The 19,544-nt window shown below is 71.4% G+C and carries 14 protein-coding genes and 3 pseudogenes; 10 read left to right on the top strand and 7 right to left on the bottom strand.

Annotation, left to right across the window (positions count from 1 at the left end):
* Nucleotides 1-156: 156 nt before the first annotated feature.
* From E6W39_RS13160 to E6W39_RS13145, 3 genes are all read left to right on the top strand, one after another.
* Entirely contained in the window at nucleotides 157-642 is a 486-nt protein-coding gene (locus tag E6W39_RS13160) for a rhodanese-like domain-containing protein (RefSeq protein WP_141633713.1), read from the top strand.
* The gene (locus tag E6W39_RS13155; protein WP_141633712.1) at nucleotides 636-1,121 is read left to right on the top strand and encodes a GNAT family N-acetyltransferase; all 486 of its coding nucleotides are present in this window, start codon (nucleotides 636-638) and stop codon (nucleotides 1,119-1,121) included. The genes E6W39_RS13160 and E6W39_RS13155 overlap by 7 nt, the downstream gene beginning before the upstream one ends.
* Nucleotides 1,122-1,391: 270 nt before the next feature.
* Nucleotides 1,392-1,673: an NAD(P)-dependent oxidoreductase gene (locus tag E6W39_RS13145; RefSeq protein WP_228718132.1), complete on the top strand. Its 282-nt coding sequence runs from the start codon at nucleotides 1,392-1,394 to the stop codon at nucleotides 1,671-1,673.
* An 81-nt stretch (nucleotides 1,674-1,754) separates the two neighbouring features.
* On the opposite strand, the gene E6W39_RS13140 is transcribed toward E6W39_RS13145, so the two are convergent.
* From E6W39_RS13140 to E6W39_RS13125, 4 genes are all read right to left on the bottom strand, one after another.
* Entirely contained in the window at nucleotides 1,755-2,444 is a 690-nt protein-coding gene (locus tag E6W39_RS13140; protein ID WP_141633711.1) for a hypothetical protein, read from the bottom strand.
* A gap of 869 nt (nucleotides 2,445-3,313) precedes the next feature.
* Complete coding sequence (locus E6W39_RS13135; protein ID WP_141633710.1) at nucleotides 3,314-5,644, bottom strand: serine/threonine-protein kinase; 2,331 nt, start codon at nucleotides 5,642-5,644, stop codon at nucleotides 3,314-3,316.
* Nucleotide 5,645: 1 nt separating this feature from the next.
* Nucleotides 5,646-6,947, bottom strand: a complete 1,302-nt coding sequence (locus tag E6W39_RS13130; RefSeq protein ID WP_220140211.1) for an outer membrane protein assembly factor BamB family protein — start codon at nucleotides 6,945-6,947, stop codon at nucleotides 5,646-5,648.
* A gap of 11 nt (nucleotides 6,948-6,958) precedes the next feature.
* Complete coding sequence (locus E6W39_RS13125) at nucleotides 6,959-7,954, bottom strand: serine/threonine-protein kinase (RefSeq protein ID WP_323809015.1); 996 nt, start codon at nucleotides 7,952-7,954, stop codon at nucleotides 6,959-6,961.
* Between the two features lie 363 nt (nucleotides 7,955-8,317).
* On the opposite strand from E6W39_RS13125, the gene E6W39_RS13120 reads away from it, so the two are divergent.
* From E6W39_RS13120 to glnII, 4 genes are all read left to right on the top strand, one after another.
* Entirely contained in the window at nucleotides 8,318-9,181 is an 864-nt protein-coding gene (locus E6W39_RS13120; protein ID WP_141633708.1) for an MIP/aquaporin family protein, read from the top strand.
* 97 nt (nucleotides 9,182-9,278) lie between these two features.
* Nucleotides 9,279-10,796 (top strand): glycerol kinase GlpK, encoded by a 1,518-nt coding sequence (gene glpK, locus E6W39_RS13115; protein ID WP_141633707.1) that lies wholly within the window; start codon nucleotides 9,279-9,281, stop codon nucleotides 10,794-10,796.
* 63 nt (nucleotides 10,797-10,859) lie between these two features.
* On the top strand, nucleotides 10,860-12,572 hold the full coding sequence (locus tag E6W39_RS13110; RefSeq protein ID WP_141633706.1) for a glycerol-3-phosphate dehydrogenase/oxidase: 1,713 nt from the start codon (nucleotides 10,860-10,862) through the stop codon (nucleotides 12,570-12,572).
* A gap of 186 nt (nucleotides 12,573-12,758) precedes the next feature.
* Nucleotides 12,759-13,781: a glutamine synthetase gene (glnII, locus tag E6W39_RS13105; RefSeq protein WP_141633705.1), complete on the top strand. Its 1,023-nt coding sequence runs from the start codon at nucleotides 12,759-12,761 to the stop codon at nucleotides 13,779-13,781.
* A gap of 70 nt (nucleotides 13,782-13,851) precedes the next feature.
* Here glnII and E6W39_RS13100 read toward each other — a convergent pair whose 3' ends face one another.
* Nucleotides 13,852-15,159: an MFS transporter gene (locus tag E6W39_RS13100; RefSeq protein ID WP_141633704.1), complete on the bottom strand. Its 1,308-nt coding sequence runs from the start codon at nucleotides 15,157-15,159 to the stop codon at nucleotides 13,852-13,854.
* A gap of 69 nt (nucleotides 15,160-15,228) precedes the next feature.
* Between E6W39_RS13100 and E6W39_RS13095 the strand changes: the two genes are divergently transcribed.
* Entirely contained in the window at nucleotides 15,229-16,221 is a 993-nt protein-coding gene (locus tag E6W39_RS13095) for an ArsR/SmtB family transcription factor (RefSeq protein WP_228718131.1), read from the top strand.
* 63 nt (nucleotides 16,222-16,284) lie between these two features.
* Entirely contained in the window at nucleotides 16,285-17,049 is a 765-nt protein-coding gene (locus tag E6W39_RS13090) for an MOSC domain-containing protein (RefSeq protein ID WP_141633703.1), read from the top strand.
* Here E6W39_RS13090 and cobC read toward each other — a convergent pair.
* Both cobC and E6W39_RS42920 read right to left on the bottom strand, forming a co-directional pair.
* Nucleotides 17,042-18,093: pseudogene (gene cobC, locus E6W39_RS13085) on the bottom strand (Rv2231c family pyridoxal phosphate-dependent protein CobC). The gene E6W39_RS13090 and the pseudogene cobC overlap by 8 nt on opposite strands.
* A 63-nt stretch (nucleotides 18,094-18,156) precedes the next feature.
* Nucleotides 18,157-18,399: pseudogene (locus tag E6W39_RS42920) on the bottom strand (cobalamin biosynthesis protein); the annotation flags it as partial.
* A 254-nt stretch (nucleotides 18,400-18,653) separates the two neighbouring features.
* Here E6W39_RS42920 and E6W39_RS13080 point away from each other — a divergent pair.
* A pseudogene (locus E6W39_RS13080) lies at nucleotides 18,654-19,537 on the top strand (alkaline phosphatase family protein).
* Nucleotides 19,538-19,544 lie beyond the last annotated feature (7 nt).

Raw genomic sequence — 19,544 nt, 5'->3', positions numbered from 1 at the left:
TGGCGGAACGGCTGGCGGAATCTTGACGACCTGAGGCGTTTACGCCACTCGTTGGGGCGGCCCCGGGGATCGGAGGATGGAGCCATCGCCAGCCGGGGACACCCGGTACGGCCCACAGGACCCCGTTCCGACCAGCAAGAACAAGAGGTACCCCGCATGTCTGCCACCGCTTCCGCCGAGATCACCAGCGCCGTCCTGAGCGTGCCCGCCGCTGCACCGGCTGAGGCCGCCGCCCACTACGCCGCCCGTCTCGCCTTCGAGGCGGATGTCTCCGACGTCCACGCCGATCTGGCATCCGGCGCACCCGGCGTCGTGGTGGTCGACACCCGCAGCCGGGTCGCCTGGGACCAGGGTCACATCCCCGGCGCCCTCCACATTCCCACCGCACAGATCGCCGACCTGGCCCCGCAGTTGATCGACCCGGTCCAGACCGTGGTCACCTACTGCTGGGGCCCCGGCTGCAACGGCGCGACCCGCGCGGCGCTGGCCTTCGCCCGCCTCGGCTACCAGGTCAAGGAAATGCTCGGCGGCTTCGAGTACTGGGCACGCGAGGGCTTCGCCTACGACTGCGCCACCGGTGCCGAGCAGCGCCCTGTCGACGACCTGACCGCCCCGCGCTCGGGCATCTCCTGCGCATGCTGAGGGACGACGTACGGCCGGGCGGCGTGATCCGTCCGGCCACCGCGGCCGACCTGCCGGCGATAGCCCGCCTGTGCGCCGCCCACGCAGCCTTCGAACGCGCCGACCCCGTGCCCGCTGATCTCGCCACCCGCCTGGAACCCGTGCTGTTCTCGGCAGACCCGAGAGCCTGGTGCCTCGTAGTCGACCACGGAGGCGAACTGATCGGTTACGCCACCTACTCCCGGGAGTTCTCCACCTGGCAGGCAAGCGACCACGTCCATCTGGACTGCCTGTTCGTCACCGAACCACACCGGGGTGAGGGCTGGGGGCACGCCCTGCTCAACACCGTGAGGGACGCGGCAGCAGCCCGCGGCGCCGCACGAATACAGTGGCAGACGCCCGACTGGAACACCGACGCCATCCGCTTCTACCACCGCGCGGGGGCCCAAGCCCGGCCCAAAGTGAGATTCTCACTTCCGGTAGCCCAACAGGAAGCCTGACTTGAGCGCCGGTGGGTGGTCACGCCGCCCGGGCATAGCCGGTCGGACCTTCGCAACCTCAGGCGCCGCGGTGCCGGCCGACGATGGTTTTGGCTCGGACCTGTTGTGCGGGGATCCGGCGGGACCGGGGAAGCGACCGGCGCGAGATCGCGAGGTCACACCGGAGCACTGGGGTCGAGACCCAACGATCTCACCAAATGGCCGAGTTCGGCCTGGAAGAGCTTGTCCGGCGAGAGTGTCTGGGCGCGCAGGTGGCCGTAGATCTCCAGCGTGACCAGGCCCGGCCTGCCCCGCCAGTACGCCGCAGCCGTACGCCGCCACCGAGAAGCGCTGAACGTCCTGCGCACATCGAACCGGCTGTGGACCTACTTCAGCCCCGCCGAGCAGATCGCCCCCGGCGAGCGCACCGGTCGCTTCCGCATCGGCGGCGACCAGCCCGTACGGGACGCCGGCGGCCTGAACCGGATCTCGGCGGAGGACGCCGCAGTCGCCCTGCTGGACGAGACGGAGCTGCCTCGCTTCGTCCAACGCCGGTTCACCGTCGGCTACTGAGTCGGCTGCCGGCCCGGCGTCCGCAGGCCGGATCGGGTCGTCCGCAACGGCCCGATCCGGTTCGAAGGGGACCGACGGGGTCTACCAGGAATCGGTGGTCTCCACGAGCACGGACACCCCGCGCTGACCGTCCTGGACGTCGACGCACACCTGCTGCCGGTCGAGCAGCCAGCCTTCGGCGCGGCAGCCGTTCCAGCTGCCGGCCGGGGTGTCCGGGGCCAACTGCCAGCCCGTCTGCGTCAAGTGGTCTTGGAGCTGTCGGACCACCGCGTCATCAGGGAGTCCTGTCGTGCTCCGCACCTGGATTTCCCGCGAGCAGATCGTCTGCGAACCGGAGTCGCAGCCCTCGCGGTTTTCCGTGACGGCCAGCCCGGCGGGCAGGGGCAGTACCTCCGCACTGGAAGGGGTGGAGGCCAACGGCCCGTTGACCACGAGCAGGAAGGCGGTCAGCAGGATGTAGCCGAGGCCGATGACGCAGTAGAGGGTCGAGAGGATCAGGCCGAGGACGCCCCGAACCCCGGACGATCTCAGCTTGCGCACTCCGACGCGACGCCCCTCGACAACGATGCCCGCGATGAGGACCGCCACGGTCGCCAACGCGAACACCAGCAGCAGCGTGACCTTCGCGCCGACGAAAATCCACTCCTCCGCCAGCGCGATCCCGGCCGCCGCGCACAGCACAAGCACGGTCGCGGTGATCCAGCCCACCCTGGCCGTTCGGGCCGCCAATGCCCAGCACACAAGGGGGAACGCGAAGCCCAGGATGATCACGACCGAAACTCTGCTTCAACGACAGCCACGGCGCAAGTCCCGAACGCCACCTGTCGGACAGCCAGAGGTTAGGAATCGTCGCAGTTCAGAGCCCGTCGCCGGTTCACAGAGTCCGGCCGGGCTGCGGTCCACGAGGACTGAGCCGTACGGCGTCCGATTCCACGCGGCCGGAGTCGCCTCGTGGCGACCGTTGGACCCTTCTGCATCGCTGGATCTCTGGATACCAGCGACTACACCCTGGGCATGCCCTGCTCGCTGACGGGCGGCGAGTCCAGCGACGGGTCGACGATGTACAGTCCGCCCTTCACCTCTGCGGTGAGCAGCCTCTACGGTGGGATCCAAGGCAACGTCTACGCCTGAACCGCAGGGGGTATCCGGATGTCACTCCAGCCTGCGAATGCTTCAGCCGCGGTCCGGGTGATCGCCTTGGCAGGAGCCTCGATCGCAGTGCTCGCGACCTCCGCGTGCGGTCACCTCGCTGCCGGCCACGCAACCGCCTGCCGTTCGTCCGCTGTCACGAGCGCCTCCGGTCCCGGTGCCGCGACAAGCCATCTTGTGACGGAGGATCCGTCAGCAGCCGCCTCGTACTGGACTGGTGATCGCATGCGCAGCGCACAGCCTGCGCCCATGCCTTCGAAAGGCCCGACTGACGCAGACTGTCACAGCTGATGACGCCGATGGGCCGCCAGCCGTTGATCGGCCGACGGCCCATCACCAGCTGGTGGTTGGCCAACGAGCTGCTGGTGGGCCAGGGGGCCGCGCCGGTGGATTGGCGTCTTCCGTAGATCGTGGAGAGCTGGCCCAGCCGGCAGGCCGAGAGGGCCCGGACTTCCCGCCCGTGAATTCTGTCGGATCGATGCGTACGAGCCTCAGCCTGCTTTGCCGGTCGCGTTCAGTGCCACCAGGCCGTTGTCGCCCATCGCGTAGACCCGGCCGCCACCGGTGCCGAGCGGAATGGACACGGCGTACTGGTCGGCACCGCCGAACTCGTAGGTCCAGCGGCCGTTTCCGGTAGCGGGATCGAGTGCCCACAGTTTGCCGCTCACCCACAGATAGAGGGTGCCGTCCGCGTACTGCAGGGCGGCGATCGGCGCGAGCAGCGACACGGGGACCGAACCGGCCCACCGGATCTCTCCGTTGCTGGTGTCGACGGCGTGGACCTGGGTGTTGCCTTTGCCGTCCGTGCAGGCCGCGTAGGCGGTCTTGCCGTCCGGGGCCGCGACCACGGAGGTGAACATGGTCTGCTGACGCGTGTGCCAGACCAGGTTCCCGCTCGCCGGATCGACCGCGTAGAGGTGGTCCGAGGCGTAGAGGAAGAGGCCGTTGGCCGAGCAGTGCGGTCCATCGTTGAAGGGGACGAGGAAGTCGGACATGTCGGCGATGGTGCTGGCGCCCGGGGCGTTCTGCGTCCAGTTGCTCCTGCCGCCCCCGGTGGTGTCGATGTCGGTCAGCTTGGGGGCGGTCCGGTCGGTGTTGGAGCTGGTCAGTAGCAGGCGGGTGCCGGAGGACGGCACCAGGATCCGCCGGGTGAGCCAGGACTGGGAACCGAGCGGGGTCTCCCAGAGGATCTGACGCGTCGACGGGTCCACCGCCCAGAGGAAGTCGGACGGCGGGGTGTACGTCCCCGAGCCGGAGGTGGGTATCGCAGCATCGAGACTGCCGGTGACGTAGACGATGCCGTTGAGGGCTCCCGGGAGCCAGGCCACCTGGACGGGCCGGCCGGGCTTGCCGACGGTCCAGGCTGTCTTGCCGGTGTCCAGGGCGATGGCGCTGAGCGCGTGGTCGGTCAGGTGGCTCGCCGTGAACAGCAGGTCACCGGTCACCAGCGCCGACAGACCGCCCGTTCCCAACTTCGCGTCGTTGATGGTGTTGGCGATCGGCCCCCAGACTCGTTTGCCCGAACGGTCGTATGCCCAGATCTGCTTCTCACCGACCGCGATGACCTTGTCCTTCGTGGTCAGGATCTGGGCCGGCGGCTCGCTGGGGACCGTCCAGATCGGGGTGGCGGTCACCTTGGTGTCGAGTGACCGGCTCGGGTCGGTGGCAGCGGGAGCGGCGGACGGAGTGGTCGCCGTCGTCGGACCGTGGCGCAGCACCAGCGCGGCCGCCGACCCTGCGGCCCCGGCCAGCAGCAGCCCGCCGCCGATGCCGAGCAGGAGCCGACGCCGGCTGAGCGGCTCTGTTCGGCCCGCTGCCGGGCGCAGATCGACGGTGGGGCCGAGCGTGGCCCCCGGGCCGGCCGGCGGTGGCCCGCCTGCTGCGGCGAGCGGCTCGGTGAGACCGGTCGAGGAGGTGATGAGGTCGGGGGCAGGCAGTGGCAGCGGGCCGATCACCGCTGCGGCCTCCTCGACGGCGGCGATCAGGACCGGCGGCAGCCAGTTGCCGTAGGCGGCGGCGCCGCCCGATCGCTCGACGGCCGCGACGATCTCGGCCGGCGTCGGCCTGTCCTGCGGCCGTTTCGCCAGGCAGGCCGCCACCAGCAGCCGCAGACTGGCCGGCACGCTGCCCAGTTCGGGTTCCGTGTCCACCACGCGCTGCATGATCTCCAGCGCCGTGCCGCCGCTGAACGGGCTCGCACCGCTCGCGGCGCAGGCGACGGTGGCGCCCAGCGCGAACACGTCGGCGGGCGGGCCGACCTCCTCGTCCAGGGCCTGTTCGGGCGACATGAACGCGGGCGTGCCGAGGACCACCCCGGCCGTGGTGAGCGCGGTGCCGTCGGCAGCCCGGGCGATCCCGAAGTCGATGACGTGCGGGCCGTCCAGCGCGAGCAACACGTTACTGGGCTTCAGGTCACGGTGCGTCAGCCGGGCCGCGTGAATGTTCTTCAATTCCTCGGCGACTCCCGCGGTCAGCGCCCGCAGTGTCGTCTCGGGCAGTGGCCCTGACCGGTCCAGTGCCTGCTGGAGCGAGACACCCGGGACGAAGGCGGTCGCCAGCCACGGCACCGGCCCGTCCGGGTCGGCGTCCACCACCGGTGCGGTGAAAGCCGAGGACGCCGCGCGCGCCGCCGACACCTCGGCCCGGAACCGGGCCCGGAATCCACTGTCACCGGCCAGGTCGGGCCGTACCAGCTTCACCGCGACCGTGCGCCCGCCGGCCGACCGGCCGAGGTACACCGCCCCCATGCCGCCCGTGCCCAGCCGGCCCTGCAGCGTGTAGGGGCCCAGCCGCAGCGGGTCCCCCGGCTCCAGCGGTTTCACGTCACACTCCGTTCGACGGCAGCACGGCGACCGCCATGCCGTTGGGGTCGACGATGCAGAGCCGGCTGTCGCCGGCCGACCACCCGAGAGCGGCCGGATTGGTGCCCTTGAAGCCGGAGAACCGCCAGCGGGGCTTGCCGGCAGCGGGGTCGAAGGCCCACACCACCGCGTCGTCGGCCATCCAGTAGAGGTTCCCGTCGGCCTGGAGGAGGCGGGCACCGGAGCTGTTCTTGGTGTCCGGTGCGTCCGCGGGCAGGGGCGTGCGCCAGCGGTCGTGGCCGGTCGCGCTGTCGACGGCGGCGAGCGACTGCCCGTTGTCCTTGTCCTTCCAGAGTCCGTAGAAGGTGCTGCCGTCAGGGCTCACTGCGATCGCGTCGTTGTAGATGGACTGGCGCAGCGGGCCGGGTGCCGACCAGACCTGGTTGCCGGTCAGCGGGTCGACCGCGACGGGCGCGCCGTTCTGGTCGGCGAGCAGGAAGTATTTGCCGATGGCGGCGACCACGCTCGCGGCCTGGTTCTTCGTCCAGACGACCTTGCCGTTCGCATCCAGGGCCAGACAGTGGCCGCCGCTGGCAACCACCGAGTGGTCGCCGCCCTGCTGCAGCGCTTCGTAGACCAGCGTCTCGGGGTCGCCGTGGAACCAGGCGCCCTGCCGGGAGGAAAGATCCACCGCCCAGACATTGGTGCTGCTACCGACCGCCACCGGCCCGGGGTGCACCTGACCGTCGCCGAGGCCGACCAGCTGGGCCCGGTTCCCGATGACGCCGATCATGCGGTACGCGCCCATGAGGCCCTGCTGGTCGCAGACGGCGCTCCAGCGCACGGTGCCGTCGGCCAGGTCGATGGCGAGCAGGACGAGCCCGCCATTCTGCATGCCGGGCGCCGGGGTCGGCATGGGGATGGCTACCGGCGGCCAGGCGGTGGCGCCGACGTACACCACGCCGTTGTCGACCGCTGCGAGTTGCTGCGGCCCGTCGGTACTCGTGAACCCCACGCCGTGGTCGGCGGCCCGCACCGTCCACTTGGTGTTTCCCTGGGAATCCAGTGCCCGGACATGCTGGAACGAGACGACCAGCACCAGACCGCCGGCCGCAAGCACTTGGCGCGGCCCGTCGCCCTGTGCCTGACTCGGGCTCACCTTCCAGGACAGCACCCCTTCGCGGACGTCCGACCAGGTCGGGCGCGTGGTGGCCACAGGACCCGGGACCGCCTGGGACCCGCTCTTGGCATCACCCGTGCCCGCCGTGCCGCGACCGGCCGACAGGGTGACGGCGGTCCCGGCCCCGGCCGCGGCCAGCACCACGCCTCCAAGGCCTAACAGCACCGTCCGCCTACGCGGGCCGCGGGCAGGCAAGGCACCCGCGGGGGCCGTACGGTGTCCCCGGAGGGATGCGGGACCGTCAGTCCGTCGTTGGCCGGCGGCTCGGGCAGCGAGGTCAGTACCGAACGCAGCGCCGCCACGTCGCCGGCTACCGCCGGGGGCAGCCAGTTCGCCGTCGGGCCGGTGCGGCCGTCCCGCGACACGAACTCGATGACCTGACGCGGCGTCGGGCGGTGCGCCGGATCCTTGGCCAGGCACGAGGCGACCAGCTCGCGCAGGGATCCCGGTATCGCGGTCAGGTCCGGAGCGGTGTTCACCACGCGGAACAGCACCGCAGCAGACGCACCGTCACCGAACAGGTTTCGGCCCGAACTCGCGTACGCCAGGGTAGCGCCGAGCGAGAACACGTCACTGGCCGCCGTGAGTTCGTGACCGAGCGCTTGCTCGGGCGACATGTACGGCGCCGAACCGATCACCGCCCCGCCCGTGGTCAGCGCCGTGCCGTCGGCCGCCTGCGAGATCCCGAAGTCGATGACGTGCGGGCCGTCCAGCGCCAGCAGCACGTTGGCAGGCTTCAGGTCACGGTGGATCAACCCGGCGCTGTGCACCTCGACCAGCGCCTCGGCCAGCCCGGCGGCCAGGGTCCGTGTTGTCCCCTCGGGCAGCGGACCGTGCCGCGCCACCGTCTGGTGCAGCGATACGCCGACCACGAACGCCGTCGCCATCCACGGCGTCTCCGCCTCCGGATCGGCGTCCACCACTGGGGCGGTGAACGCACCCGACACCCGCCGGGCAGCCTGCACTTCGCGGCGGAACCGGTCGCGGAACCCAGGGTCCTGCGACAGCCCGGTCCGCACCACCTTGACTGCGACGGTGCGCCCGCCGGCCGACCGGCCGAGGTACACCGCCCCCATGCCGCCGGCCCCCAGACGACCCATCAACGCATACGGCCCGATCCGTCGCGGATCACCGGCCCCGAGCAGTTCCACCTCGGCCCCCTCCAAGCAGCGGCTCACAGAGTAGTTCCGATCGACCGTCCACAATGGACGATCACGCGATCTTCACAGTCCGCCATGCACTGTACGTGGCGAGGCCAATACCTATGAACTGAACCAGAGCCAGTGTGCGGTGCGGTGGCGATCGGTCTGGCGGGCGCGGCAGTGGAGGGTGGGGTCCGGGTTGCCGAGCCGGATACGGCCGCCACCGTCTGACCGACGCCGAGCAATCCCTGCAACCCCGAGCGGCGTCTGTGGCTCGAACGGCCGTCTCCGCAGGCCACTGTGCCGGTTCTCGCAGAGGCTGGGTCCCGTACAGCATTCACGGGTGACCCCGGTCGACGGGAATCGGATTCCATGACGGAGAACACGGGCAAGACGCCGAGCGCGAGCAGAGCCACGCACAGTTCCACCCGAAGACTGCTCGGCGAACTCAGCGCGGAGTTCGCCGGCACGATGATCCTGATCCTCTTCGGTGTCGGCGTGGTGGCCCAGGTGGTCGCCGGCGGCATCGGCAACCACGACAGCATCGCCTGGGCCTGGGGCCTCGGTGTCACGTTCGGCATCTACACGGCCGCTCGGATCAGCGGAGCCCACCTCAACCCGGCGGTCACCGTCGCGCTCGCCGTGTTCAAGGGATTCGAGTGGCGCAAGGTGCTGCCGTACGTGCTGGCACAGATCGCCGGGGCGTTCGTCGCGGCGCTGCTGGTGCGCTGGAACTACACCGAGGTGCTGAACAAGGTCGATCCCGGCCACACCCTCAAGACCCAGGGCGTCTTCTCCACCCTCCCGGGCAACGGCACGCTTCCGGTCAGCGACTGGGGTGCGCTGCGCGACCAGATCATCGGCACCGCCATCCTGGTCTTCCTGGTGCTCGCGGTGACCGACGTGCTCAACACGCCGCCCGAAGCGAACATGGGCCCGTTCATCGTCGGCCTCATCGTGGTGGGGATCGGCATGGCCTGGGGCACCGACGCGGGCTACGCGATCAACCCGGCCCGCGACTTCGGACCGCGCCTGGCCAGTTACCTCACCGGATACTCGCATGCCTGGCGGGACCAGTACGGCCATCTGTACTTCTGGGTACCGATCGTCGGCCCGCTGATCGGCTGTCTGGTCGGCGGTGTCGCGTACCGCTACCTGGTCACTCCCCATCTCGGGGCCGAGGGGCCCGCAGAGCCCGGCCGGGCCCCGATCGAGCCGATCAAGCCGATCGACTGAGTCGTACTCGTACCGGCCGGCAGTGCCAGCCCCACCCGGCGGACGCGAAACCGGAAGCGGAAGCACAGACGGAAGCACAGAAGCAGAGGCGGCAGCCATGCCAGAGTTCGTCGGAGCGGTGGACCAGGGGACCACGAGCTCGCGATTCATGATCTTCGACCACGCCGGCAACCAGGTGGCGATGCACCAGTTGGAGCACACCCAGATCCTGCCCCGCCCCGGTTGGGTGGAGCACGACCCGGTGGAGATCTGGGAGCGGACCGACTCGGTGATGCAGAACGCCTTCCGGCAGGGCGGCCTGTCGCCGGCCGACCTGGTGGCGATCGGGATCACCAACCAGCGTGAGACGACGGTCGTCTGGGACCGGCGCACCGGCCGACCGTACTACAACGCGATCGTCTGGCAGGACACCCGCACCGACTCGATCGCGGCCGCGCTGGAGCGCGACGGGCACGGCGAGGTGATCCGCCGCAAGGCCGGGCTGCCGCCGGCCACGTACTTCTCCGGCGGCAAGATCAAATGGATCCTGGAGAACGTCGAGGGCGTCCGGGCGGACGCGGAGCAGGGCCACGCGATCTTCGGTACCACCGACTGCTGGGTGCTGTGGAACCTCACCGGCGGCCCGGACGGCGGGATCCACGCGACCGACGTGACCAACGCCAGCCGCACCATGCTGATGAACCTGGAGACGCTGGACTGGGACGACGAACTGCTGGCGCTGTTCGGCATTCCGCGCGCGATGCTGCCGGTGATCAGCCCGTCCTCGCACGCCGGGGCGTACGGCACCGCCCGCACCTCGGGGCCGCTGCGCACAGCCGTACCGATCACGGGGGTGCTCGGTGACCAGCACGCGGCGACCGTCGGGCAGGTCTGCTTCGCGCCCGGCGAGGCGAAGAACACCTACGGCACCGGCAACTTCTTGGTGCTCAACACCGGTACCACGCTGGTCCGTTCACGGCACGGCCTGCTCAGCACGGTGGCCTACCAGTTCGGCGACAGCCCGGCGGTGTACGCGCTGGAGGGGTCGATCGCGGTCACCGGCTCGGCCGTCCAGTGGCTGCGGGACCAGCTGAAGATCATCGACAGTGCCCCGGAGGTCGAGCGGCTCGCCCGCACGGTCGACGACAGCGAGGGCGTCTACTTCGTGCCCGCCTTCTCCGGGCTCTTCGCGCCCTACTGGCGCTCCGACGCCCGCGGCGCGATCGTCGGCCTGGCCCGGTACCACACGAACGGGCACCTGGCCCGGGCCACGCTGGAGGCGATCTGCTACCAGAGCAGGGACGTGGTCGAGGCGATGGAGCAGGACTCCGGCGTCCACCTCGACGTGCTCAAGGTGGACGGCGGGGTGACCGCCAACGACCTGTGCATGCAGACCCAGGCCGACGTGCTCGGCGTCCCGGTCAGCCGTCCGGTGGTCGCCGAGACCACCGCGCTCGGCGCCGCGTACGCGGCCGGCCTGGCCACCGGCTTCTGGCGGGACGAGGACGAACTGCGCTTGCACTGGCAGGAGTCGAAACGCTGGGAGCCCTCGTGGACCGAGGAGCGGCGGGCCGAGGGGTACGCGGGGTGGCAGAAGGCCGTGCAGCGCACCCTCGACTGGGTCGACGTCAAGTAGTACGCCGAGCAGCACCTCAACGAGAGCAAGCAGCACCTCAACGAGAGAAGGAAGGGCTAGGCCATGGCGAAGCCAGTGCCGCTTTCCCCGCAGGCCCGGGCCGAGGCGCTCACCCGGATGGCTGGGCGCGAGCTCGACGTGCTGGTGGTCGGGGGTGGCGTGGTCGGCGCGGGCTCGGCCCTCGACGCGGTCACCCGGGGCCTGAGCGTCGGACTCGTAGAGGCCCGCGACTGGGCGTCCGGCACCTCCAGCCGCTCCAGCAAGCTGATCCACGGCGGCCTGCGCTACCTGGAGATGCTCGACTTCCGCCTGGTCGCCGAGGCTCTCAAGGAGCGCGGCCTGCTGATCCAGCGGCTCGCCCCGCACCTGGTCCGCCCGGTGCCGTTCCTCTACCCGCTGGCCCACCGGATCTGGGAGCGACCGTACGTCGGCGCCGGCGTGCTGCTCTACGACACGATGGGGATCACCTCCGGCACCGCGCGCGGCCTGCCGCACCACCGGCACCTGCTGAAGCGGCAGGCGCTGCGCGAGGCGCCGGCGCTGCGCTCGGACGCCCTGGTCGGCGCCGTCCAGTACTGGGACGCGCAGGTGGACGACGCCCGGATCACCGTCGACATCGTGCGTACGGCGGCCTGCTACGGCGCGCTGGCGGCCAACCGCAGCCGGGTCGCCAGGTTCCTGAGGCAGGGCGAGCGGGTCGTCGGCGCGGTGGTCCGGGACCTGGAGAGCGGGCAGGAGTTCGAGGTCCGGGCGAAGCAGGTGATCAACTCCACCGGCGTATGGACCGACGACACGCAGAGCATGGCCGGCACCCGCGGCCAGTTCCACGTCCGGGCCTCCAAGGGCGTCCACCTGCTGGTGCCGCGCGACCGGATCAACTCCCGCACCGGGCTGATCCTGCGCACCGAGAAGAGCGTGCTCTTCGTCATCCCGTGGGGCCGGCACTGGATCGTCGGCACCACCGACACCGCGTGGGACCTGGACAAGGCCCACCCGGCCGTCAGCTCCAGCGACATCGGCTACCTGCTGGAACACGTCAACAAGGTGCTGGTCACCCCGCTCACGCCGGAGGACGTCGAGGGCGTCTACGCGGGGCTGCGGCCGCTGCTGGCCGGCGAGGCCGCCGAGACCAGCAAGCTCTCCCGCGAGCACCTGGTCGCGCACCCCGTCCCCGGTCTGGTCGTGGTCGCGGGCGGCAAGTTCACGACGTACCGGGTGATGGCCGAGGACGCGGTGGACGAGGCGGTGCGCAACCTGGACGAGAAGGTCCCGCCGAGCACCACGCAGGACGTCCCGCTGATCGGCGCCGACGGCTACCACGCGATCTGGAACGCCCGGCACACCCTCGCCGAGCAGTCCGGCCTGCACGTCGCCCGGATCGAGCACCTGCTGCGCCGGTACGGCTCGCTCGTGTACGAGCTGCTCGCGATGGTCGCCGAGGACCGCTCGCTCGGCGAGCCGCTGCCGAGCGCCGACGACTACCTGCGGGTCGAGGCCGTCTACGCGGTCACGCACGAGGGTGCCCGGCACCTGGACGACGTGCTGGCCCGGCGCACCCGGATCTCGATCGAGACCTGGGACCGCGGCGTGGACTCCGCGCGCATGGTCGCCGAGCTGATGGCCGCCCCGCTCGGCTGGGGCCCGGAGCAGATCGAGCGCGAGGTCGACCACTACCTCAAGCGGGTCGAGGCCGAGCGCGAGGCGCAGCACCAGCCGGACGACCTGACGGCGGACGCGGTACGGCTCGGCGCCCCCGAGATCGTGCCGCTGAGCTGAACGCCGGGCAGCTGTTGCCCGGTGGGGGTGCGACGCCCGCAATCCGCACCTGCGGTTCCGCTTGCGTAGCGTGAGGGTGTGGACTCGGACGGTTGGTTCACATGCCGGTTACATAAGAGGAACACCCGGGAAACGGCGGTTTGCGAGATTACGGGGGCACCCACCACCGAGTACGTGAGGTAACCCGTGGCTATCAAGGCCGAGTACATCTGGATCGACGGCACCAAGCCCACCGCCAAGCTCCGCTCCAAGACCCGGGTCCTGAAGTCCGCCGACAACGTGCCGACCTGGGGCTTCGACGGCTCGTCGACCAACCAGGCCGAGGGCCACGCCTCGGACCGGGTGCTGCAGCCGGTCAAGGTCTACCCGGACCCGATCCGCGGTGGTGAGCACATCCTGGTGCTGTGCGAGGTCATGGAGATCGACGGCACCCCCCACCCGTCGAACAACCGCGCCCTGCTGCGCCCGATCGCCGAGCAGTTCGCCGCCCAGGAGTCGATCTTCGGCATCGAGCAGGAGTACACCTTCTTCAAGGGCTCCCGCCCGCTCGGCTTCCCGGAAGGCGGCTTCCCGGCCCCGCAGGGCGGCTACTACTGCGGCGTCGGCGCCGAGGAGGTCTTCGGCCGCGAGATCGTCGAGCTGCACCTGGACCGCTGCCTCGCGGCCGGCCTGGCCATCTGCGGCATCAACGCCGAGGTCATGCCCGGCCAGTGGGAGTTCCAGATCGGCCCGGTCGGCCCGCTGGAGGTCTCCGACGACCTGTGGGTCGCCCGCTACCTGCTCTACCGCACCGCCGAGGAGTTCGGCATCGACGCCACCCTGGACGCCAAGCCGGCCCGTGGCGACTGGAACGGCGCGGGTGCCCACACCAACTTCTCCACCAAGGCGATGCGCGAGGGCTACGACGCGATCATCACCGCCTGCGAGTCGCTCGGCGAGTCGCAGGAGAAGGTCATGGAGCACGTCAACCAGTACGGTGACGACATCCAGTCCCGCCTGACCGGCAAGCACGAGACCGCCCCGTGGAACGTCTACTCCTACGGCGTCTCGGACCGCGGTGCCTCGGTCCGCATCCCGTGGCAGGTCGAGGTGGAGAAGAAGGGCTACATCGAGGACCGTCGCCCGAACGCCAACATCGACCCGTACGTGGTGACCCGCCTGCTGGTCAACACCTGCTGCACGGCGCTGGAGAAGGCCGGCCAGGTCTGATCCCGCCGCGCTGAACGAGCTTCGGCCGCCCGTCCCTTGGGGGGACGGGCGGCCGTTGCGTTGCCGCCGGTCAGCTGGTGCGGGCCCGGACCTTCGCGCCCACCAGCAGTGCCAGCCCCGCGCCCGCCAGCCCCACCGCCAGCGCCGTCCACCACAGCACGGCCGCACCCAGCACCGCGTAGGCGGCCGAGCCGAGCAGCAGCGACCCGAAGCGGGCCAGGCCGCGCCCCCAGCCCGCCGCGCCCTGGTAGCGGCCCACCGCGTCCTCGGGAGCCAGGTCGGCCACCATCGAGGCGTAGAGGCCGCTGCCGGCGACCTCGCCCAGGCTCCACACCACCACGGTCAGCGCGAACTCCCAGGCGTTGCTCGCCACTCCGGTCAGCGCCACCCCGAGCGCGATCAAGGCGCAGGCCACCGCCCACAGCCGGCCGCGATCGAACCGGGTCAGCCAGACCGAGGCGATCGGCTGCAGGGCCACCACCAGAGCCGCGTTCACCACCGCGGCCAGGCCGAAGACGGTGGGCGGCAGGCCGTGGTCGCGGATCGCCAGCGGCAGGCTGAACTCGGTGAGCCCGTAGATCGCCTCGCCCATCACCACCGGCGCCAGCAGGGCCAGCAGCAGCCGGTCCCGCAGCACCACGCCGTAACCGCCGCGGGCCTGCTGCCCCGACCGCTTGGTACCGCGGGGCAGCCGGGTGGCGACCAGCAGCGCGTACGCCAGGCAGGTCGCGGCGTCCAGCGCGAACAGCAAGCCGTAGCCGTGCTCGGCCAGGAAGCCGCCGATCGCCCCGGCCACCGCGGTGCCGACGTTGATCGACCAGTGGAACAGCCCGAACGCCACCCGGCGCCGCTCACCCTGCGCCGCGCCGGCCACCACCGCGCCGGCCCCCGGCATGTGCAGGGTGCCGCCCGCGCCCAGCGCCAGGGTGGCCAGCACCAGGGTGGCCAGGTCGGGCGCCACGAACAGCAGGCCCTGGCTGGCGGCGGTGGCCAGCATGCCGGACACCATCGCGACCCGGCTGCCGAACCGGTCGGTCAGCAGACCGCCGAGCACCGGACCGCAGAGCCCGCCGGCGCCCAACGCGCCCAGGACGAACGGGATCCGGTCGGTGGCGATATGTCGGGACCCCAGGTAGAAGACCAGGAACGGCAGCACCATGTTGCCGATCCGGTTGACGGCGGTGCCGCTGATCACCACCCAGAACGGGCCGCCGAAGCCGGCGAACCGGGCGCGGAGCGCGTGGACGGCGGGGGCGCTGGGCGTCGAAACGGTGCTGGCCGTCGAAACGGCGCTGGACGTCGAGGCGGTGCCGGGCGTCGAAACGGTGCTGGCCGTCGAAATGGTGCTGGTGGGGCGGGGAGTGAGAGTTGAGGTCATGCGGGAATCGTCGGCCTGGCGCTACCGTTGCACCATTCATTCAGCCACAGCCGAATCCACGGGGGACACGTGCTGGAACTCGCCTTCTCGGCCCGTGATCTGGCCCACACCCGGCTGGCCTTCTCGCCGCTCTGGGAGGTGGTGACCAGCCATCGGCTGCTGACCCGGCGCACCGTCAGCCCGCTGCACCGCCGCTGGGCCGCGCAGGCCAGGACCGAGCTGGCCGCCGCCGGGCTGGGCACCGGCCTGCTGGCCGACCTGATCCCGGTGCACGGCTACCTGCCCGACTTCCTCAACCCGCCGCCCGGCACCGCCACCCCGAGCGCCCAGCCCGAGCAGGCGCTGGAGGCCGAGCTGGCGGTGGTGGCCCGGACGACCCCAGAGCGGGTCCGCGCCGACCTGGAGCGGCTCGCCGTCTGGACGCCCCGGGTGCGCGCCTTCCACCAGGACCCGGTGGCCGTCCTGCCGCAACTGCTCGACGAGGTGCGCGGCTACTGGCAGGCCGCGCTGGCCCCGCACTGGACGCGGCTGCGCACCGTGCTGGAGGGCGATGTGCTGCACCAGTCGCGCCGGTTCGCGGCCGAGGGGTCGGCGGGGGTGCTGCGCGGGCTGCACTCCAGCGTGGAGTGGTGCGGGGAGAAGCTGACGCTGCCGCTGTCCTGCTGCGGCACCTCCGGGAGCCTGGCCGGGCGCGGGCTGCTGCTGGTGCCGTCGGCGTTCGTCGGGCCCACCACCACGATGATGGTCAACCGGCCGAGCGAGGTGGTGCAGCTCTGCTACCCGAGCCGGGGCGTCGCCCTGCTCTGGGAGCAGGGGCCCGCGCAGGTGCCGGAGGCGGTCGCCGCCGTGCTGGGCCGCTCCCGCGCGCTGCTGCTGGCCGAACTCGCCGCCCCCGCCTCCACCACCGAACTCTCGCACCGCACCGGCATGTCCGCCGGCGGCGTCTCCCAGCACCTCACCGCCCTGCGCGCCGCCGGCATCGTCGCCTCCCAGCGCCTGGGCCGCTCCGTCCTCTACCAGCGCACCCAGCTGGCCGACTCCCTCCTGGCGGCGGCGGGCTGACGGGTGCTCGACCCCCGGGGGTACTCGGGTGCCCCGGGGCCCCGGTCGGCGTAGGCTGCCCGGATGATCGTCGGGGTGGTACGGGAACTGTGGCGGTATCCGGTGAAGTCGATGCCGGGGGAGCGGTTGCGGACGGCGGAGGTGACCGAGCGCGGGGTGGCGGGGGACCGGCGGTTCGCACTGGTCGATGTGGCCACCGGCAAGGTGGTCAGCGCCAAGCAGCCCCGGCTCTGGCGCGAGTTGCTCACCGGGCAGGCGGCGCGGGCGCTGCGTTCGGCGGTGGTCGGCAGCGTCGCCGCCGAGCTCTCCGCGCTGCTCGGCCGCGAGGTGCTGCTGACCGGCACGCCGCCGCAGGACGCCACCATCGACCGGGCCCGCCCCGAGGAGGTGCTGTCCGCCGGGCCGCTGGCCGAGGTCGCCCATGATGTCAGCCGCCTGCGGGCCGGCACCTTCTTCGACTTCGCCCCGCTCCACCTGGTCAGCACCGCCACCCTGGAGCGGGTCGGCACCGCCGCCCCCCGCTACCGCCCCAACCTGGTGATCGAGACGCCCGGTGATCCGGGTTTCGTCGAAAACGACTGGCTCGGAAAGAAGTTGACGATAGGTCAGCTTGAGTTGGAGATCATCGCCCCTACTCCGCGCTGCGCCGTCCCGACGCTGCGGCACGGCCATCTCGACCCCTACCCGGACGCGCTGCGCATCCCGGCCCGCCACAACCGGCTGGTCCCGCTGCCGGGCATGGCCGAGTTCCCGTGTGCGGGCGTCTACGCCCAGGTGCTGGCCGCCGGTCGGATCCGGGCCGGCGACCAGGTGCGCCTGGTCAGTTGACTGCCGCGCGCAGCACCTGGCCGAGCGTCGCGATGAACCCGTCGGTGGTGGCCCGGTCGCGCACCGCCAGGCGCAGCCAGCCGGTGCCGAGGCCGGGGAAGGTGTCGCCGCGCCGCACCGCGTAGCCGGCCGTGCGCAGCCGTTCCCGGACGTCGGCGGCGCCCGGCAGTTCGATCAGCAGGAAGGACGCGGCCGGGGTGCCGTGCACTCGGATCTGGGGGAACCGGCCCAACTGCGCCAGCAGATAGGTCCGATGCTCGGCCAGCTCGGCGGCGGCTGCCTCGGCCTCCGTCAACGCCCGCTCGCCGCTGCACAGTTCGGCGGCCCGCAGGGCGGGGGTGGAGACCGGCCAGAGCGGCTGGGCGGCCGCCAGCTCGGCGATCAGCCCGGCCGGGCCGAGGACGTAGCCGATCCGCAGGCCGGCCAGCCCCAGGTCTTGGTGAGGCTGCGCAACACCACGACCCGGCCCGGGAGTTCGCGCAGCTCGGCGAGCGACTCGGTCTCCCCGGGCACGGTGTCCATGAATGCCTCGTCCACCACCAACGTCCGTTCGGGCCGGGCGAGTTCGGCCAAGGCGGCGGCCGGGTGGAGCACCGAGGTGGGGTTGGTGGGGTTGCCGATCACCACCAGGTCGGCGCCCTCCGGCACCGTGCCGGCGGTGAGCCGGAAGCCGTCCTCGGACCGCAGCAGCACCCGGTGCACGTCGACCCCGGCGTCCCGCAGCGCCGCCTCCGGCTCGGTGAACTGCGGGTGCACCACCACGGCGTGCCGGGGCCGGACGGTGCGGGCCAGCAGCACGAAGGCCTCCGCCGCACCGGAGGTGAGCAGCACCTCCGACTCGGGGCGGCGGTGCCGGGCCGCCACCGCCGCCCGGGCCGCGCTCTGTTCCGGGTAGGCGGCGAGCTCGCCCATGGTGTCGGCCAGCGCCGAGCGCAGCCACTGCGGCGGGGTGCCGGTGCGTACATTGACGGCCAGGTCCACCAGCCCGGGCTGGCGGACCTCGGCGTCCCCGTGGTGGCGCAGATCGTGCTCGGCTGCGTGCAGGGTCGCCACCGCCACCGTCGACCGGGCCGACTTCCGCTTGGCGACCAGCAGTTCGCCGCCGCCGAGCAGCGCCGCCGCCTCTGCCACGCTCGGGGTGCCGCTGGCCGCCAGCACCGCCGGGGACGGGTTGGGCACCGCCACCGCGGCCAGCTCGGCGGCCGGATGCCCGACCAGCGGCACCCCCAACTGCCGTGCGGTGCCGAGCAGTCCGGGTTCGGTGGCGCGGGCCTCCACGGTGGCGAGCAGCCGTACGGCGTTCGCCGGCAGCGCCGCCTCGGCCAGCACCTCGGTGATCAGGGTGAGCACCTCCGAAGCCGCCACCCCGGCGCTCGCGCCGACCCCTACCACCACGCCAACCGCGTTTTCGCTGCTCACCGCGTTGTTCCTTCCTCCAGGCCGGGAAATCCCATCACGGTGCGTGAACACGAGTCAATCGATGGTGGTGTGCCGTTCCTCGCTTCTTCATGTGGCCTGTGCTGTCCATGCCACCATGGAGCTCGTAGGCTCCGCACAGTTCGGCACGTTCTCCCTGATGCGTCCCCTCGTACGGAGGATCAGCCATGACCACCCTGCCCCGCCGCGCCCTGACCGCGCTGGCCGCCGCCGCCCTGACCGCTCTGACCGCGGGCGCCGGCTGCGCCCAGGCCACCCCCGCCGGCCATGCGACCACCGCCGGGCTGCCCGCCCCGACCATGTGATCGTGGTGGTCCTGGAGAACCACGGCTACTCGCAGATCATCGGCAGCTCCAGCGCCCCGTACCTGAACGGCACCCTCAAGGCCGGCGGCGCCAACCTCACCAACTCGTACGCCATCACGCACCCGAGCGAGCCCAACTACTACGCGCTGTTCTCCGGCAGCACCCAGGGCCGCACCGACGACAGCTGCATCGGCGTCCAGTCGCTGACCACGCCCAACCTGGGCTCCGAGCTGCTGGCCGCCGGAAAGAGCTGGCTCAGCTACAACGAGTCGCTGCCCAGCCAGGGTTCGACCGTCTGCAGCAGCGGTGAGTACGCCCAGAAGCACAACCCGTGGTTCGGCTTCGCCAACGTCCCGCTGAACACCGCCGACACCTTCGCGCAGTTCCCGACCGACTACACGAAGCTGCCCAAGGAGTCGTTCGTCATCCCGAACCTCTGCGATGACATGCACGACTGCTCGATCAAGACCGGCGACTCCTGGGTCAAGAACCACCTCGGCGCATACGCCAGTTGGGCGCAGACCCACAACAGCCTGCTGGTGGTCACCTTCGACGAGGACGACAGCACCACCTCCGCCAACCACATCCCGACCCTGGTCTACGGCCAGCACGTGATCCCGGGCAGCAGTGCCACCGCCACCTACAACCACTACAACGTGCTGCGCACCCTGGAGGACCTGGCCGGGCTGACCGGCCACGCGGGCAACGCGGCCACCGCCTCCGACATCACCGGCATCTGGAACTGATGATCCA

The sequence above is a fragment of the Kitasatospora acidiphila genome, assembly GCF_006636205.1.
Classification (GTDB): domain Bacteria; phylum Actinomycetota; class Actinomycetes; order Streptomycetales; family Streptomycetaceae; genus Kitasatospora; species Kitasatospora acidiphila.
The sequence above is the reverse complement of the archived record's forward strand: the minus strand, read 5'-3'. Positions and strand labels throughout refer to the sequence as shown.

Coding starts and splice junctions, on each gene's coding strand:
- E6W39_RS13160 (WP_141633713.1), top strand. CDS start 157: ATGTCTGCCACCGCTTCCGCCGAGATCACCAGCGCCGTCCTGAGCGTG.
- E6W39_RS13155 (WP_141633712.1), top strand. CDS start 636: ATGCTGAGGGACGACGTACGGCCGGGCGGCGTGATCCGTCCGGCCACC.
- E6W39_RS13120 (WP_141633708.1), top strand. CDS start 8,318: ATGACGGAGAACACGGGCAAGACGCCGAGCGCGAGCAGAGCCACGCAC.
- glpK (WP_141633707.1), top strand. CDS start 9,279: ATGCCAGAGTTCGTCGGAGCGGTGGACCAGGGGACCACGAGCTCGCGA.
- E6W39_RS13110 (WP_141633706.1), top strand. CDS start 10,860: ATGGCGAAGCCAGTGCCGCTTTCCCCGCAGGCCCGGGCCGAGGCGCTC.
- E6W39_RS13100 (WP_141633704.1), bottom strand. CDS start 15,159: ATGACCTCAACTCTCACTCCCCGCCCCACCAGCACCATTTCGACGGCC.
- E6W39_RS13090 (WP_141633703.1), top strand. CDS start 16,285: ATGATCGTCGGGGTGGTACGGGAACTGTGGCGGTATCCGGTGAAGTCG.